This window comes from Muricoccus harenae (assembly GCF_009848505.1).
GTDB lineage: Bacteria > Pseudomonadota > Alphaproteobacteria > Acetobacterales > Acetobacteraceae > Roseomonas > Roseomonas harenae.
Genome location: NZ_WWDL01000001.1, coordinates 397,898 through 413,243 on the forward strand (window position 1 = coordinate 397,898; position 15,346 = coordinate 413,243).

Here is a 15,346-nt window from a genome sequence, read left to right on the forward strand (position 1 = left end):
GGAGTCAAACGATGCGCACCGTCACCGTGCCGACGCCCTCAACCACGCCTTCCAGCAGGTCGCCCTTCTGCACGGCCGCCACGTTCTCGGGCGTGCCGGTCATGATCAGGTCGCCCGGTGCGAGCTTCACGAGGCGGGAGAGGTTGGCGATCACCTCGGGCACCGACCAGATCATCTTGGACAGGTCGGAGGTCTGGCGGACCTGGCCGTTCACCTTCAGCTCGATCAACCCCTTGCCCGGGGTGATGGAGCCGGCCGGCACCAGCTCGCCCATCGGGGCGGAGTGGTCGAAGCCCTTGCCCATGTCCCAGGGACGGCCGGTTTTCTTGGCGGCGTTCTGGATGTCGCGGCGGGTCATGTCGAGGCCGGCGCAATAGCCCCAGACATGGTTCAGCGCGTCCGCCTCGGCGATGTCGCTGCCGCCGATGCCGATGGCGACGACCAGCTCCATCTCGTGGTGCAGCTCCTTCGTCTCGGTCGGGTAGGGCATGTCGGCCCCGTTGATGACCACCGCGTCGGAGGGCTTGGTGAAGTAGAAGGGCGGCTCGCGATCCGGGTCGCTGCCCATCTCGCGGGCATGCTCGGCATAGTTGCGGCCGACGCAGAAGATGCGCCGCACGGGAAACAGGCCACCCCCGCGCACGGGCAGGGCGGCGACGGGCGGCGGGGCGATGACGTAGTCGGCCATGGGGCGGAGATCCGATCCGGTTCCTGGAACGGCCGAAGGATATACGGCGCTCCGTGGAAGGCGGATAGCGGCAGCCCTGCAACAGGCGCGCGGGCCGACGATGCCGGCCCGAAACCTGCGCCCGGGCATGCTGGTTCATCCTCCAGGCCAGGCAGGAGGGGGATCCGAGGGGGCGGGAACAGGACGCAGAAAGAAATGGCGCCCGGTGAGGGGGGTCACCGGGCGCCGGGTACTCATACTTCCGATCGGAATAGTCTTCATGGTCGGGTGAGCCGGCAGGGGATACCGGTACACCACCGGCTTTCTAGGTCCGGCGTCCGAAGATTACCCATATCCACAGGCAGAATGCAAAAGTGGAAGTTATTGCACCGATCACAGTGGCGTGAGACGCGGACATGCGTCTCCCGTGAGGCGGGCGCATAGCCGCTTCCGGTGCTAAGCCGTTCTACTCTGCGGCAACAGGTATCCGGATTATTCCGTGGCTGTTGCGACGAGCGGCAAACGCGGCGGCCGCGGCGCCAAACCGGTCGAAGATGCGGCGGGAGAGGGCATCCTGCTCCCAGTCATATTCCGGGTGCCACTGCACGCCCACGGCGAATCCCGGGGCGCCATCGATGCTGGCGGCCTCGATCGTTCCGTCCGGTGCCCAGGCCTCGGGCCGCAGCCGGGAGGCCGGCCGCGCCACACCCTGGTTGTGCAGAGAGTTCACCGGCACCGCGGCAGGATCATAGTCCAACCCGGCCCAGAGGCGGGCGATGCCGCTGTCGGGCGCGATTCGCACCGGATGGGCCTTGCCGGTCTTCACCCGCTGGATGGTCTGGTCCGAGGGAGTGGAATGGTCCATCCGCCCATCGAGATCCTGGATCCGCTGGTCCAGCGAGCCACCCAGGGCAACGTTCAGCTCCTGGAAGCCGCGGCAGATCGCCAACAGCGGTACCCCGGCCGCGACGGCGGCACGGATCAGCGGGAGGGTGGTTGAATCCCGATCCCGATCCTCTGGCGTGCCCTCGGCATGGGAGGGGCCATCGTAATAGACCGGGCAGACATTGGAGCGGCTGCCCGTCAGCAGCAGCCCGTCCAGACGGGAGAGGAGCTCTCGCGACACATCCTCGCCAGCGGCGGGCAGCAGCACGGGCATGCCGCCAACGGGGCCGAGGATGACGCGAACGTAATGATCTGACGCTGCATGGTTCGGCATCCCAGTGGGGCCGAAGGGCTTCACGCAGCAGGAGATGCCTATGAGGGGCCGCATGGACAGACATGTTGCAACTGCACCATGGCGCCATCAAGGCAGAAGGCGCGCCGATTCGGCGGGGCAGATCGGCGCGGGATGCCTGTGGCCCCCGCGCTGCAGTCGCCTTGCGCTCAGTTGTTGTCGACGGGGCCGGTGGTGAAGCGCGGATCGTTGAAGTCGAACAGCGCACGGTCCAGCCGCACGCCCGTCTCGATGGCCGAGAGGGTGACGCGCGTCGTGTGGCCTTGGCCGTCGACCACCAGCCACTGGCGCAGCTCCAACGGGTTGTTGGCGAAAACGAGGGTGAGGCGTCCCTCGGCCGGATTGCCGGTGCGGAAGAGTGTAATGCGCAGCAGTCCCTGCTCCCGCTGCACCCCGGTGACGGTCACGTCACCGGAGAGGCGGATGTTCTCGCGCAGCAGGATGCCCACGGGGGTGGAGCCTACCGGCACGATGGAGGGCTGCCGCAGCTCCTTGTCGTAATGCATGAACTGCCCGGCATTCGCGATCAGCAGCAGCGGCTCCGGCGGGTCGTAGTCGAAGCGCATGCGTCCGGGGCGCGAGATGAAGGCGGTGCCCTGGGCCGTGGCGCCGTTCTGGGCGATCTGGATGAAGCGCGCCCGCAGGGTCGTCATGGCATTGAGATAGGCCTCGACGCGCTGGAGATCCGCGCGGTCCTGCGCCGAGAGGGCGGGCGCCTGGGCCAGGGCCGGGACTGCGAGCAGCGGCAGGAGGGGAAGGGCGGAGAGAAGATGGCGTCGGCGCATGAGGGCGAAATGGCCCGCCACGCGGCGCGGGGGAAGGGGCTGGGCGCAAAACCTGTGTGTCAGGCGTTCCGCGTTCCCGCACGACGTTAATCTTTCGGCAAGGCGTCTGGCGGTCTCCTTATCCCCATGGATATGCCGACCGCCACGCTGGAACCGCCCGCGCCCATCCCCGCAGCGCCTGTCTTGGCGCCGGGGCGATTGGCCGCAGAAGCCCGCCGGGTGTCGCGGCCGGTGCCCGCTGCCGTCGTGGTCGTGTCGGTGCCGCCGGGGCGGCCGGAGGCGCTCCGCCCCTTTCTCGCCTCGCTCGGGCGGTCGCGCGGGGCCGGGGAGCTGCCCGTGGCGCCGGGTGCCCTGGCGGTGCTGATCCTGTCGCCGGATGCGCAGGCGCTCTCGATCACGGAGGCGCTGGCGCCGGATTGTCCCTTCCCGCTGAGGGTGGAGCAGGGGGCAGGCGATGCCGCCCATGCGGTCCGCCGCGCCATGGCCTGGGCCGACAGGCTGGGTGTGGCCGGCGCCCCGGTGCTGCTGGCGGCGGCTGAGCAGCCGGTGGCGCCGCGCTGGGCCTATGGCCTGCTCGGCGCGTTGCGCGACGGTGCCGATCTTGTGACGCATCGGCGGAGGCTGCGGGAGCGGCTGACCGGTCTGGTGTCCCCGATCGCGCTCTCCGCCCGGGCGCAGTGGCTGATGGAGCGCCGCCTGGCGCGGGGAGGACCGAAGGCGGGCTCGCCCTGGAACCGGCCCGGGGGTGGCCGGGCTGCGCGCCGTCGCCGCCTGAGGCGCTGCCCTGGACAGATTGGCCTGTCCCCCCGAGACTCGGTGGCGGCAGGTGGAGGCGCAGGGTGCGGGGCAGGATTGGCGACGACCAGGTTGTGGAACTCGCCGAGATGTTCCGGCTGATGAGCGACCCCACGCGGTTGAGCATCATCCTGGCTTGCCTGGATGCCCCTGCCTCGGTCGGGGAGATGGCCGACCGGATCGGGATTTCGGGCAGTCTCGTCTCCCATCACCTTCGGCTCCTGCGCGCTGCGCGGCTGCTCCAGGCGGATCGTCGGGGGCGGCAGGTCTTCTATGCAGTGATGGACGAGCACATCCGCTCCATGCTCACGGACATGGTGGACCATGTGGCCGAGGGCGAGGCGGAAGGGGAGGCGGTGGCGCCTGGCTAGGGCTGCCCCGGCCGGATCGTTCCGGTTCCCTGCGGGCTCCCAAGCTTGTGCGCGAAGCCGCCCCGTGATTAGTGTCCGGTTGCGTTCCGCACCGCGTTCAAGCGGGGGTAGGACGTGCCTGGCGAGGCAATGCGCCGGGTGGAATAACATGGCGCGGCGTGTGGCCGCCGGTGCGGATGCGCCGGGCGGGATACGGGATCAGGACAGCGGAATGCGGCGGATTCTCTCGATAGCCCTGGCTTTGATGTTGATGGCCGGGACGGGCGCGATGGCGCAGTCCCCCCCGCCAGCTCCCACAGGCGAGGCGATCGGCGCGCCCGTGCCCTGGGGCATCGACCTGCAGGACCCCATGGGGCCGGTGAAGGTGGCCATTCACGACTTCAACAGCCTTGTTCTCTGGATCATCATCGCCATCACGGTCTTCGTGGCGATCCTGCTGGCCTGGGTGATGTGGCGCTACAGCGCCGCTCGTAACCCGGTACCGTCCCGCACGAGCCACCACTCCCTGCTCGAGGTCGCCTGGACGGTGATCCCGGTGCTGATCCTGCTGGTGATCGCCATCCCGTCCTTCCGCCTCATCTACTATGAGGACCGGGCGCGCGATGCGGACCTGACGATCAACGTGCAGGGCCGCCAGTGGTACTGGCACTATGCCTATCCGGATAACGGGAACTTCGCCTTCGACAGCTACCCGATCCCGGAGAACGAGCTGCGCCCCGGCCAGCTCCGGAACCTGTCGGTCGACAATCCCCTCGTGATCCCCGTTGGCGCCACCATCCGGGTGCTGACCACCGGGCATGACGTGATCCATTCCTTCTTCGTGCCGAGCCTGGGCGTGCAGAAGTACACCATCCCCGGCCGTACCATGGAGACCTGGATGCGCGCCGACCGGGAGGGCACCTTCTACGGCCAGTGCAACCAGATCTGCGGCAACAATCACTGGTTCATGCCGATCGCGGTCCGTGCCGTGCCGCGTGCCGAGTTCGATGCCTGGGTGGCCGAGGCCCGCACCAAATTCGCCGATGGCGGCGCGCCCGGCTGGCCCGAGCGTGACCGGACCACGAACGTCGCCGCCATTTCCAACACCGACCCGTCCGCGGAGGCCCGCCGTTAAGGCGGCCTGACAGGAAGAGCACCATGGCGCACCCCGCGCACGACACCGATCACGGGCACGATGCCCATCACGACCATGCGCCAGGCTTCCTGTCGCGCTGGTTCTTCTCGACCAACCACAAGGACATCGGCAGCCTCTACATCATCTTCGCGGTAGTGGCGGCTTTCGTCGGCGTCGCTCTGTCCATGCTGATGCGGCTCGAGCTGCAGTCCCCCGGGATGCAGTTCTTTGCCGATGGCCAGATGTGGAACGTCGCCGTCACGGCCCACGGCATCCTGATGGTGTTCTACGTCGTCATGCCCGCGCTGATCGGCGGCTTCGGCAACTGGTTCGTGCCGATCATGATCGGCGCGCCGGACATGGCCTTCCCGCGCCTGAACAACATCTCCTTCTGGCTGCTGGTTCCGGCCTTCATGCTGACGATCGGCAGCCTCTTCGTGGGCGGCACGGGCACGGGCTGGACGCTGTATCCGCCGCTGTCGGACAGCCAGTACCAGGGCGGCCCGGGCCTCGACATGGCCCTGTTCGGCCTGCACCTGGCCGGCGCCTCCTCGATCCTGGGCGCGGCCAACTTCATCACCACCATCTTCAACATGCGCGCCCCGGGCATGACGCTGCATAAGATGCCGCTCTTTGTGTGGGGCATGCTCGTCACCGCCTTCCTGCTGCTGCTGTCCGTGCCTGTCCTCGGCGGTGCGATCACCATGCTGATCACGGACCGCAACTTCGGCACCGCCTTCTTCAAGCCCGAGGGCGGTGGCGACCCGGTGCTGTTCCAGCACCTGTTCTGGTTCTTCGGCCACCCCGAAGTCTACATCATGATCCTGCCGGCCTTCGGCATTGTCTCCCACGTCCTGTCCACCTTCAGCCGCAAGCCGATCTTCGGCTATCTCGGCATGGCCTATGCCATGGTGGCCATCGGCGTGGTCGGCTTCGTGGTCTGGGCGCACCACATGTTCACCTCGGGCATCTCGGTGGACACGCGGGCCTACTTCATGGCGGCGACGATGATCATCGCCGTCCCGACCGGCATCAAGATCTTCTCCTGGATCGCAACGATGTGGGGCGGGTCGTTGAGCTTCAAGACGCCGATGCTTTTCGCCATCGGCTTTGTCTTCCTGTTCACCGTCGGCGGTGTCACGGGCGTGAAGCTGGCCAATGCCGGCGTCGACGTGATCCTGCACAACACCTATTACGTCATCGCGCACTTCCACTACGTGCTGTCGCTGGGCGCCGTCTTCGGCATCTATGCCGGCTTCTACTACTGGATCGGCAAGATGAGCGGCTACCAGTACCCGGAGCGCTGGGGCCAGATCCACTTCTGGCTCACCTTCATCGGCGTGAACCTGACCTTCTTCCCGATGCACTTCCTGGGTGCGCAGGGCATGCCGCGCCGCTATCCGGACTACCCCGACGCTTTTGCAGGCTGGAACATGGTGGCGTCGGTGGGTGCCTATATCTCGGGCATCTCCTTCCTGGTCTTCATCTACGTGGTCGCCCTGACCTTCCTGCGGAAGCAGAAGGCCGAGGCGAACCCCTGGGGCGAAGGTGCGACGACACTGGAGTGGCAGGTTTCCTCCCCCCCGCCCTTCCACACTTTCGAGGAACTGCCCCGTATCCGTTGATGGCCTACGCTTCCCGGTTGCGGTTCGCCGCTCCGGGGGGCTATGGAGCGGCACCATGAGTGACCTGCCATGAGTGACCTGATCGATAGGGGGGCCACGGCCCCCCTTGCCATTTCCGCCGACTGGTCGGAGCTGCGCGACTGGTTCGCGCTCCTCAAGCCCCGGGTGATGACCCTGGTTGTCTTCACCGGGCTGGTGGGGATGCTGGTGGCGCCTGGGCACATCCACCCGGTGCTGGGTGCTGCCGCCATCTTCTGCATCGCCCTGGGGGCGGGCGCCGCCGGCTGCATCAACATGTGGTACGACCGCGACATCGACGCGGTGATGCGTCGCACCGCCCGCCGCCCCATCCCCGCCGGCCGCATCGCGCCGGAGGCGGCGCTGAGCTTCGGCGTGATCCTGTCCGGCCTTTCCGTCATGCTGATGGGACTGGCCACCAATTGGGCGGCCGGGGCCTGGCTGGCCGGATCGATCCTGTTCTACGTCTTCATCTACACCATGTGGCTGAAGCGCCGGACGCCGCAGAACATCGTCATTGGCGGCGCCGCCGGGGCCTTCCCGCCGATCATCGGGTGGGTGGCGGTGACGGGCAGCGTGGATGTCCTGCCGCTCATCCTATTCGCCATCGTCTTTGCCTGGACGCCCCCCCATTTCTGGTCCCTCAGTCTCTGGGCGCATGACGACTACCAGCGGGCCGGCGTGCCGATGCTGCCGGTGGTCTCCGGCGCGAAGGAAACGCGGCGCCAGATCATGCTTTACACGCTGGTGCTGGCGCCGTTGGGGCTGTTGCCGACGCTGCTGGGCCTGGCCGGCTGGGTCTATGGCGCCTTCGCCATCTCGCTCGGCGCCGGCTTCCTGTTCCACGCCCTGCGCGTGCTGGCGGAGCCACAGGACCGCAAGGGCGTGAGTCTGATCGGCGACGTGGCCGCGCGCAACGCCTTCCGCTTCTCGCTGCTGCACCTGGCGGGGTTGTTCAGCGCCCTGGCCATTGACCACTGGCTGAGCGCACTGGGAATCATCAGCTGATGGAACCCGCCCGCATGACCAAGGAGGAGGAAGTTGCCTTCCTCCGCCGGCGCCGCAGTCGGAACATCGGCATGATCGTGGTCCTGATCGCGCTGGTGATCATCTTCTACCTGATCACCATGGCGAAGCTGACCTCCTCCGTCAGTTGAGGGAACTGGTTCCAATGGATAGCAAGGACGGGCTTGCCCGCCGCAACCGGCGCGTGGTCCTCGCCGCCTTCGGGACGGTGGCGGGCATGGTGGGCCTTTCCTTCGCAGCGGTGCCGCTCTACGCGGTGTTCTGCCGCGTCACCGGCTACAACGGCACGGTGCAGACCGGCGGCCCGGCCGCGCCCGGCGCAGTGGAGCGCGAGGTGACGGTGCGCTTCGCCGCGAACACCCACCCCTCGCTGCCCTGGCGCTTCGAGGCGGCGCAGAACGCGCTTCCTATCCATCTCGGCCAGCAGGGCCTTGCCTTCTATCGCGCGGCCAATGAGGCGAACGTCCCGGTGGAAGGGGTGGCCACCTACAACGTTACGCCGGAGGTGGTGGGCAAGTACTTCCACAAGACCGCCTGCTTCTGCTTCGACGCGCAGACGCTGCAACCTGGCCAGTCCGTCGAGATGCCGGTCAGCTTCTGGGTGGACCCGGCGATGGCGCGGGACCCGAGCACGCGCGACATCCACACCATCACCCTGAACTACACCTTCTTCCGCACCCTGGCCGATGCCGAGCGCGCGGGCGTGCTCGCCAGCGCCGGGCCGCATGTTGGGCGAATGGGGACTCAGCCGACGGCCACGCGCTAGGCGCTTGCCGGCCCACGAGTTCTGCAGGCCGAAGCCTTGGTCCCTAACCCTTGATCCTTGCGCGCGTTTGCGGGATTGATGGTCCGAGACGCCCGGGGCCTCCGGCTTCGCAACTTACCAGGGGGGCCTCGGCCCCGCATCACCAGGACGCGCGATGGCTTCCCTCGACACCACCACCGCCGACATCTCGCTCGATCCGAACGAGCCGCCGGCGCCGCACAAGCACCCGTACCACCTGGTGGATCCGTCCCCCTGGCCGCTGGTCTCCGCCTTCTCGGCGGGCTGCCTTCTGCTCGGGATCGTGATGTGGGCGCATTACAACATCCACTGGGTGCTCGGCCTCGGCCTGCTCGGCACGCTGGCCTCGATGTTCTTCTGGTGGCGCGACGTCATCCGCGAATCGAAGGTCCCCGGCGTGCACACCCCGATCGTGCGGATCGGCCTGCGCTACGGCATGATGCTGTTCATCGCCTCCGAGGTGATGTTCTTCGTGGCCTTCTTCTGGGCCTATTTCCACTTCGCGCTCTATCCCGAGCACGTGGCCGGCGCTGAGACCGCGATCTGGCCGCCCAAGGGCATCCACACCTTCGATCCCTTCGGCCTGCCCTTCCTGAACACGATGATCCTGCTGCTCTCGGGCTGCACGGTCACCTGGGCGCATCACGCGCTGATCGAGGGCGACCGCAAGGGCTTGATCCAAGGCCTGGCCATTACCGTGCTGCTGGGCCTGTTCTTCACCACCCTGCAGGCGGTGGAATATGCCGAGGCGCCCTTCGCCTTCGCAGGCGGCGGCATTTACTCCTCCACCTTCTTCCTTGCCACTGGCTTCCACGGCTTCCACGTGATCGTCGGCACCATCTTCCTCGCGGTATGCTTCTTCCGCGCCGTGGGTGGCGACTTCACCCCGCGCCGGCACTTCGGCTTCGAGGCGGCCGCCTGGTACTGGCACTTCGTGGACGTGGTTTGGCTGTTCCTCTTCGTCTGCATCTATCTGTGGGGCGCGGGCGAGATCGCCCAGCACTGAGGCTCCCCGGCCGAAGCTCCGAACCCCGTCCGGCCCGCCGGGCGGGGTTCTTCATTTCGGTTCTCTGAAAAGGCTCCCCCATGGCGCCCCGCTGGCGGCGAATTCTTCCGGCCGTGCTGGCCTCGATCCCGGTGCTGGCGATCCTGCTGGCGCTCGGGACCTGGCAGGTGCGGCGCCTGCACTGGAAGACCGATCTGCTGGCGCAGATCGCAATGGCCGAGGCGGGCCCGCCCGTGCCGCTGACCGCCTCTCCGCAGCCCTACACCAAGGTGCAGGCGAGGGGCCGCTTCCGCCACGAGCTGGAGGCGAGCCTCGGCGTGGAGGTGCGCGGCAACCAGCTCGGCACGCATCTGGTCACGCCCTTCGAGATGCAGGGGCTTCCCACCATGCTGGTGAATCGCGGCTGGGTTCCGATGGCGCGCGCCCGCCTCGCGATCGAGCGGCCGGAGGGGGAAGTGACCGTCACCGGCTATGTCTCCCCGCCGCAGGAGCGCGACTTCTTCGCCGCCACGGACGACACCGCCGGCCGTCGCTTCTACACCGCCGATCCCCAGGCCATCGGGGCGGCACTTGGGCTGCCCAGCGTGGCCCCGGACCTGCTGGTGGCGCTGGCCGGACCGCGTCGGGGCGAGGCGCTGCCGCAGCCGGCCCTCACCCTGCCGCGCCCTCGGAATTCCCATCTTGGCTATGCCATCACCTGGTACGGGCTGGCGGCCTCCCTTGTCGGGGTGCTGATCGCCTGGGCCGTCAGGAAGGAAGATTCGTGAGCAACACCGATTCCAGCGCCTATGCCCGGCTGAAGGATCGCTTCGCGCGCATCGCCACCATCGGCGAGGCGGCCGCCATGCTGCATTGGGACGCCTCGGCGATGATGCCGCCCGGCGGCGGCGCAGCGCGCGGGGAACAGCTGGCCGTGCTGGCAGGCGTGTCGCACGGGATGCTGGTGGCGCCCGAAGTGGCCGAGGACCTGGCCGCAGCCAGTGCCGAGGGGCCCTGGGACGAGGCCAATCTCGCCCTCATGCGCCGCGCCCACACCCGCGCCACGGCGCTGCCCGCCGCGCTGGTGGAGGCGACCGCCCGCGCCAATTCCGCTTGCGAGAAGGTGTGGCGCGACGCGCGGGCGAGGTCCGATTTCGCCGCCGTGTGCCCCTGGCTGGAGGAGGTGGTGGCGCTGCAGCGCGAATCCGCCGCCGCGCTGGCCGCCGCCACCGGCCTCTCGGCCTATGATGCGCTGATGGATGGCTTCCAGCCCGGCATTGGCGCCGCCGATGTGGAGCCGATCTTCACCGCCTATGAGGCCTTCCTCAGCGACGCCCTTCCGCGTGCCGAGGAGATCCAGGCCCGCCGCCCCGCGCCCATTCAGCCGAAGGGACCTTTCCCCACGGAGGTGCAGCGCGCCCTTGGGCGCAGCCTGTCGGAGCGGGTCGGCCTCGATTACGACCACGCCCGGCTGGATGAGAGCCTGCACCCCTTCTGCGGCGGCACGCCGACGGATGTGCGGATCACCACCCGCTACACGCCCGAGTCCTTCGAGCAGGCGATGCTCGGCATCCTGCATGAGACCGGCCACGCGATGTACGAGCGCGGCCTGCCCGGGACCTATGCCCGCCAGCCCGTGGGCGAGGCCGCCGGCATGGCCGCGCATGAATCCCAGAGCCTGCTGGTCGAGATGCAGGCCAGCCGCTCCGACGCCTTCCTCACCTGGCTTGGGCCGGAGCTGCAGGCGGCTTTCGGCGGCGATCCAGCGCCTTATGCGCCCGAGAACCTGGCGCGCCTCTGGCGCCGCGTGGAGCGCGGCTTCATCCGCACCGAGGCGGATGAGCTGACCTACCCCGCCCATGTCATCCTCCGCTTCCGGCTGGAGCGGGCGCTGATTGGCGGCGATCTGCGGGTGGCCGAGTTGCCGGGCGCCTGGGCTGAGGGAATGCAATCCCTGCTCGGCATCACCCCGCCCGACGATGCGCGTGGCTGCCTGCAGGACATCCACTGGCATGATGGTGCCTTCGGCTATTTCCCTTCCTACACGCTGGGGGCCATGGCGGCGGCACAGCTGATGGCGGCGGCGCGCGCGGCGCTGCCGGGCCTGGATGATTCGCTCCGGCAGGGCGATTTCGGGCCGCTGATGGGCTGGCTGCGTGCCTCAGTGCACGGCCAGGGCTCGCGGCTGGGCTTTCAGGACCTGATGACAGCGGCCACCGGCAGGCCACTCGACGCCGCGGCCTTCATGGAGCACCTGCGCGGCCGCTACCTGACGACCTAGCCGCGCAGCGCTTCCAGCGCCGCCCGGAGGCCTGCCTCCGGGCTGGAGAGGGCAGGGGGTTCGATCGCGGCGAGCCGCGCGGCGCCCGCCATCGAGGCCTGGGCGAGTGCCACGCGGGTGGCGCCGCCATGCGAGGCTGCCTCGGCCGCCTGGGCGATGAGGGAATGGTAGCGCTTCGCCTCCCCAGCCCGAAAGGCATCCCAGGCGCCGGGGACCAGCCGCATGGTGATCGTCGCCCCGGTCCGCTGTGCCGCGTCCTCGAACAACAGGCGCGTCGGCACGATGGTGGTTTCCGCCGAGCAGAGCACGACCACCCGGCCGCCGTCCCGCACGGCCTCCGCGGCGAGGGCGGCGTCCACGCGCAGAATGGGGCAGGATCCCGTCCGGGCCGCGGTTTCGGCCACCGGCCCGAGGGTGGAGCAAGTCAGCAGCACCGCGTCGGCGCCGTTGCAGAGGGCATGCAGCGCCTCCTCCGTACGGGCCTTGAGTTCCGGGGGCAGGCCGCCGGAGCGCTCCGCTTCCGCGAGCAGTCCGGGCCGGACATCATGCTTGAGCTCCACCCCTGGCAGGTCGAGTTCCCGCAGGGCGGCGTCGAAGACAGCGGCATTGCTCTCGGCGGTATGGAGGCAGGCAATGCGCGGCATGGAAGACTCCTGGTCGGACCGCCCATGCTACCGCCGGTTCTCGAGGACCACGAAATAGGGAGGGCGGTCGAGGGGCGGCTGCTGCACATGCCCCTCCGCATCGGTCGGGACGCGCCGGCGCAGCACCACATCCAGGACATTGCCGCCGATCATCTCCAGTGACCCGCCGCCGGCGCGCACCACGATGTCGCAATGCATGGGACGGAAACGGCCCGGCTCGGCCAGCCGCGCCTGCCAGCTTGGCAGGGGCTCGGCCGAGCGGTCGGCGCAGATCAGGTCGCCCGGGCGTGGGGCGTAGTCCGCTAGGGCATGCGGGCGGAAGGCGGCATTCTCCGGGTAGAGCATCGCGCTTTCGAGCAATCGGTCGAGATAGAGCGCGTGGCTGGCCGAAGGGTCGAAATCCGCACGCGGGATGCCGGCGCCGCCCACCGAATAGCTGATGAAGGCTGCCGACCAGGCGGGATGGTTATAGGCGGAGATCGCGACATTCGCCGGCACTACGTTGAAGGGCAGCCCGGAGACGGGGTCGAGGGAGGCGGTGGAGGCCTCGGGCGCGGCAATGGTGTCGCGGTAGTGGAGATGCGCGTTGGTGACCTCCGGCCCCTCGGGGGTGGCGGACCAATAGGCCATCAGCCGGTCGAACAGCGCGGGCGTGGCGTCCGGCGTGCGGTCCAGCGCCGCGGGCCAGCCTTCCACCGTGATGCTCCCCCAGTCGCGCCATTCCCGCTCGGCGACGGCAACCAATCCAGCGGCCCCGGGGCCGACCGCTTCGCGCTTGGCGGCGGTGCGTGGCGGGGCCTTATCGGACGGGGCTTCGGTGGTGGCGCAGGCGGCCACGAGCAGGAGGAAGGCAAGGAGCGGCAGCTGGCGCATGAGCAGGTATCGCGGCGTAGCATGACCGGGTTTCGTCCCGCTTCTACAATGAGGTCCGGGTCTTGGGGAGGGCGGCTCAGCCGCTGCCGATGAAGATGCCGGCCAGCAGAACCAGCAGCCCGCCCAGCACGATCTGCACAAGCGCGCCGGTGAAAGGTGTCTCCATGTAGCGCCAGCGGATCCAGGCAATCGCGATCAGCTCCACCACCACCACCACGGCGGCGACGGCGGTGGCGGTCCAGAAATCGGGGATGAGATAGGGCAGCGCATGGCCGAGCCCGCCGAGCATCGTCGCGAGCCCGCAGGCGAGGCCACGAATCCAGGGACGGCCGCGACCGGTGATGGCGCCATCATCCGACATCGCCTCGGTCAGTCCCATGGAGATGCCGGCGCCAACCGAGGCGGCGAGGCCGACCAGGAAGGTGTCATGCGTCGAATGGGTGGCGAAGGCCGCGGCGAAGATGGGGGCGAGGGTGGAGACGGAGCCGTCGATCAGCCCCGCCAGGGCCGGCTGGACGATCTGCAGCACGAGCAGGCGCCGGGACGTCTCGGCCTCGCCGGCGCGCGCCGATTCGGTCAGATGCGTCTGCTCAAGTCGATGGGCGACCGCCTCGTGCTTGCGCTCGACGAGAGCCAGATCGCCCAGCAGGCGGCGCACCTCGGTGTCGCGGGCGCGTTCCGCGGCGCGGGCGTAGAACTCACCCGCCTCCAGCTCCATCACCGATGTCTGGCGGCGCACCTGGTCGATCCGCAGATCCTCGGCCAGCCAGATCGGGTTGCGGCGGAGGAAGCCGCGGACGTCCTGGCGAGTGATGAGCGGAAGTTCGCGCCCGAACTTCTGCTCATACAGGGCGAGAAGCTGGTTGCGGTGGCTGTTCTCCTCCGTCGCCATGCCGTCGAACACCGCCGCCGTGGCGGGGAAATCCCGCCGCAGCCGCATGGCGAAGGTCGCGTAGATCCGCGAATCCTCCTCCTCATTCGCGATGGCGAGGGCGAGGGTTTCGGCCTCCGACAGGTCCTCGAAGCGCTTCATGCCCCTTGGTAGCGCCTGCGGGGGCGGGAAGGGAAGGACAATGAAATCAGGCGGTTAACCGCAATCGGGAGGCATTCTCGATTGCAGCCGCACGGCCGGCCCGGCTAGGCCGGGACCGGCACGCGCCCCGCAAGCGGGTCCAGCATCATCTCGAGCTGCGCCGGTTCGTCCCAGGCCAGCGTCACCGTTACCACCGTGACCCGCGCGCGGAAGGCGGGCGGGATGCGGACGAAGTCCTTGCGCGTCGTCACCGGCACGGCGCGCAGCCGGTCGGCCTCGGCCAACAGCTCGCGCAGATCGCCGGCGTCATAGGGATAATGGTCCGCGTACGAGGCGCGGCCAGCGATGATGGCACCCGCCTCCGAGAGGGTGGTGAAGAACTTGCGCGGATTGGCGATGCCGCAGAAGGCAAAGACCGGCTGGCCCTTCAGCTGCGCCGCCTCCGGTCCCGGCACGGTGCGGGCGCGGAGAACGGGCATGCCGGGGGGGAGCTGCGCCAGGGCGCCGTGATCGTCATTGCCCATCAGCACGGCGGCCTGGGCGCGGGAAGCGGCGTTGGCCACCGGCTCGCGAAGCGGGCCGGAGGGGATCACCCGCCCGTTGCCGAAGCCGTAGGAACCATCGACTGCGAGGAAGGAGAGGTCCTTTTCCAGCGTCGGGTTCTGCAGCCCGTCATCCATTACCAGCACCTGGGCACCGGCTTCGATCGCGGCGCGGGCGCCAGCGGCACGGTCCGACGCGACCCAGGTGGGGCGCTCGGCGGCCAGGAGCAGGGCTTCGTCTCCCACGGCCTGGCTATCATGCCGGCCGGGCTCGACGCGGACGGGCCCGCGCAGCTTGCCGCCATAGCCGCGGGTGAGGAAATGCACGGCCACGCCCCGGTTGGCCAGGCGCTGGCCGATATCGAGGGCGAGGCCCGTCTTGCCGGCGCCGCCTGCCGTGGCATTGCCGCAGCAGATCACCGGTATGGGCGCGCGCCAGCCAGGCTTGGCCACGCGGCGCTCGGTGGCCCGGGCATAGAGGGCGGAGATAGGGGAGAGCAGAAAGGGCGCGATTCCCCTTCCGTCCCCGGTCCAGAAATCGGGGGCACGCATGGTGCCGTCGGGCG

17 protein-coding genes are annotated in these 15,346 nt (G+C 68.9%); 10 read left to right on the forward strand and 7 right to left on the reverse strand.

The features are described from left to right. Nucleotides 1–4 precede the first annotated feature (4 nt). From GSE44_RS01805 to GSE44_RS01815, 3 genes are all read right to left on the reverse strand, one after another. A complete protein-coding gene (locus tag GSE44_RS01805) occupies nucleotides 5–688 on the reverse strand; it encodes a fumarylacetoacetate hydrolase family protein (RefSeq protein ID WP_159346632.1) in 684 nt (227 codons plus the stop codon). Between the two features lie 445 nt (nucleotides 689–1,133). Then, a complete protein-coding gene (locus GSE44_RS01810) occupies nucleotides 1,134–1,940 on the reverse strand; it encodes a gamma-glutamyl-gamma-aminobutyrate hydrolase family protein (protein ID WP_159346634.1) in 807 nt (268 codons plus the stop codon). Between the two features lie 113 nt (nucleotides 1,941–2,053). Continuing rightward, nucleotides 2,054–2,689, reverse strand: coding sequence for a LolA family protein (locus tag GSE44_RS01815; protein ID WP_159346636.1), 636 nt, complete (start codon nucleotides 2,687–2,689; stop codon nucleotides 2,054–2,056). A 219-nt stretch (nucleotides 2,690–2,908) separates the two neighbouring features. Here GSE44_RS01815 and GSE44_RS01820 point away from each other — a divergent pair, with 219 nt between their 5' ends. The 10 genes from GSE44_RS01820 (at nucleotide 2,909) to GSE44_RS01865 (ending at nucleotide 11,688) form a co-directional block, all read left to right on the forward strand. Further along, nucleotides 2,909–3,586, forward strand: a complete 678-nt coding sequence (locus GSE44_RS01820; protein ID WP_159346638.1) for a hypothetical protein — start codon at nucleotides 2,909–2,911, stop codon at nucleotides 3,584–3,586. Next, a complete protein-coding gene (locus GSE44_RS01825; protein WP_235924507.1) occupies nucleotides 3,586–3,855 on the forward strand; it encodes an ArsR/SmtB family transcription factor in 270 nt (89 codons plus the stop codon). The genes GSE44_RS01820 and GSE44_RS01825 overlap by 1 nt, the downstream gene beginning before the upstream one ends. A gap of 211 nt (nucleotides 3,856–4,066) precedes the next feature. Continuing rightward, a complete protein-coding gene (coxB, locus tag GSE44_RS01830) occupies nucleotides 4,067–4,969 on the forward strand; it encodes a cytochrome c oxidase subunit II (RefSeq protein ID WP_201305897.1) in 903 nt (300 codons plus the stop codon). Between the two features lie 23 nt (nucleotides 4,970–4,992). Continuing rightward, complete coding sequence (gene ctaD, locus GSE44_RS01835) at nucleotides 4,993–6,594, forward strand: cytochrome c oxidase subunit I (protein ID WP_159346642.1); 1,602 nt, start codon at nucleotides 4,993–4,995, stop codon at nucleotides 6,592–6,594. 69 nt (nucleotides 6,595–6,663) lie between these two features. Continuing rightward, nucleotides 6,664–7,620 (forward strand): heme o synthase, encoded by a 957-nt coding sequence (locus tag GSE44_RS01840; protein ID WP_159346644.1) that lies wholly within the window; start codon nucleotides 6,664–6,666, stop codon nucleotides 7,618–7,620. After that, nucleotides 7,620–7,769, forward strand: a complete 150-nt coding sequence (locus tag GSE44_RS01845) for a hypothetical protein (protein WP_159346646.1) — start codon at nucleotides 7,620–7,622, stop codon at nucleotides 7,767–7,769. Before GSE44_RS01840 ends, GSE44_RS01845 begins: the two co-directional genes overlap by 1 nt. A gap of 14 nt (nucleotides 7,770–7,783) precedes the next feature. Next, nucleotides 7,784–8,404 (forward strand): cytochrome c oxidase assembly protein, encoded by a 621-nt coding sequence (locus tag GSE44_RS01850; RefSeq protein ID WP_159346647.1) that lies wholly within the window; start codon nucleotides 7,784–7,786, stop codon nucleotides 8,402–8,404. Between the two features lie 154 nt (nucleotides 8,405–8,558). Beyond that, a complete protein-coding gene (locus GSE44_RS01855) occupies nucleotides 8,559–9,428 on the forward strand; it encodes a cytochrome c oxidase subunit 3 (protein WP_159346649.1) in 870 nt (289 codons plus the stop codon). 80 nt (nucleotides 9,429–9,508) lie between these two features. Next, nucleotides 9,509–10,195, forward strand: a complete 687-nt coding sequence (locus tag GSE44_RS01860) for an SURF1 family protein (protein WP_159346651.1) — start codon at nucleotides 9,509–9,511, stop codon at nucleotides 10,193–10,195. Continuing rightward, nucleotides 10,192–11,688, forward strand: coding sequence for a carboxypeptidase M32 (locus GSE44_RS01865; RefSeq protein ID WP_159346653.1), 1,497 nt, complete (start codon nucleotides 10,192–10,194; stop codon nucleotides 11,686–11,688). Before GSE44_RS01860 ends, GSE44_RS01865 begins: the two co-directional genes overlap by 4 nt. Here GSE44_RS01865 and GSE44_RS01870 read toward each other — a convergent pair. The 4 genes from GSE44_RS01870 to lpxK all read right to left on the reverse strand — a co-directional run bounded on the left by GSE44_RS01870 (nucleotide 11,685) and on the right by lpxK (nucleotide 15,332). Next, complete coding sequence (locus GSE44_RS01870; protein ID WP_159346654.1) at nucleotides 11,685–12,332, reverse strand: aspartate/glutamate racemase family protein; 648 nt, start codon at nucleotides 12,330–12,332, stop codon at nucleotides 11,685–11,687. The genes GSE44_RS01865 and GSE44_RS01870 overlap by 4 nt on opposite strands. Before the next feature lie 27 nt (nucleotides 12,333–12,359). Then, a complete protein-coding gene (locus tag GSE44_RS01875) occupies nucleotides 12,360–13,205 on the reverse strand; it encodes a DUF2272 domain-containing protein (protein WP_235924498.1) in 846 nt (281 codons plus the stop codon). Between the two features lie 76 nt (nucleotides 13,206–13,281). Next, a complete protein-coding gene (gene mbfA, locus GSE44_RS01880) occupies nucleotides 13,282–14,238 on the reverse strand; it encodes an iron exporter MbfA (protein ID WP_159346656.1) in 957 nt (318 codons plus the stop codon). A 104-nt stretch (nucleotides 14,239–14,342) separates the two neighbouring features. Next, a complete protein-coding gene (gene lpxK / locus GSE44_RS01885) occupies nucleotides 14,343–15,332 on the reverse strand; it encodes a tetraacyldisaccharide 4'-kinase (protein ID WP_159346670.1) in 990 nt (329 codons plus the stop codon). Between the last annotated feature and the right edge of the window lie 14 nt (nucleotides 15,333–15,346).

Excerpts from the sequence above, each read along its gene's own strand:
- GSE44_RS01805 (WP_159346632.1), bottom strand. The coding sequence starts at position 688 with ATGGCCGACTACGTCATCGCCCCGCCGCCCGTCGCCGCCCTGCCCGTG.
- GSE44_RS01810 (WP_159346634.1), bottom strand. The coding sequence starts at position 1,940 with ATGCGGCCCCTCATAGGCATCTCCTGCTGCGTGAAGCCCTTCGGCCCC.
- GSE44_RS01815 (WP_159346636.1), bottom strand. The coding sequence starts at position 2,689 with ATGCGCCGACGCCATCTTCTCTCCGCCCTTCCCCTCCTGCCGCTGCTC.
- GSE44_RS01825 (WP_235924507.1), top strand. The coding sequence starts at position 3,586 with ATGAGCGACCCCACGCGGTTGAGCATCATCCTGGCTTGCCTGGATGCC.
- coxB (WP_201305897.1), top strand. The coding sequence starts at position 4,067 with ATGCGGCGGATTCTCTCGATAGCCCTGGCTTTGATGTTGATGGCCGGG.
- ctaD (WP_159346642.1), top strand. The coding sequence starts at position 4,993 with ATGGCGCACCCCGCGCACGACACCGATCACGGGCACGATGCCCATCAC.
- GSE44_RS01840 (WP_159346644.1), top strand. The coding sequence starts at position 6,664 with ATGAGTGACCTGATCGATAGGGGGGCCACGGCCCCCCTTGCCATTTCC.
- GSE44_RS01845 (WP_159346646.1), top strand. The coding sequence starts at position 7,620 with ATGGAACCCGCCCGCATGACCAAGGAGGAGGAAGTTGCCTTCCTCCGC.
- GSE44_RS01850 (WP_159346647.1), top strand. The coding sequence starts at position 7,784 with ATGGATAGCAAGGACGGGCTTGCCCGCCGCAACCGGCGCGTGGTCCTC.
- GSE44_RS01855 (WP_159346649.1), top strand. The coding sequence starts at position 8,559 with ATGGCTTCCCTCGACACCACCACCGCCGACATCTCGCTCGATCCGAAC.
- GSE44_RS01860 (WP_159346651.1), top strand. The coding sequence starts at position 9,509 with ATGGCGCCCCGCTGGCGGCGAATTCTTCCGGCCGTGCTGGCCTCGATC.
- GSE44_RS01870 (WP_159346654.1), bottom strand. The coding sequence starts at position 12,332 with ATGCCGCGCATTGCCTGCCTCCATACCGCCGAGAGCAATGCCGCTGTC.
- GSE44_RS01875 (WP_235924498.1), bottom strand. The coding sequence starts at position 13,205 with ATGCGCCAGCTGCCGCTCCTTGCCTTCCTCCTGCTCGTGGCCGCCTGC.
- mbfA (WP_159346656.1), bottom strand. The coding sequence starts at position 14,238 with ATGAAGCGCTTCGAGGACCTGTCGGAGGCCGAAACCCTCGCCCTCGCC.
- lpxK (WP_159346670.1), bottom strand. The coding sequence starts at position 15,332 with ATGCGTGCCCCCGATTTCTGGACCGGGGACGGAAGGGGAATCGCGCCC.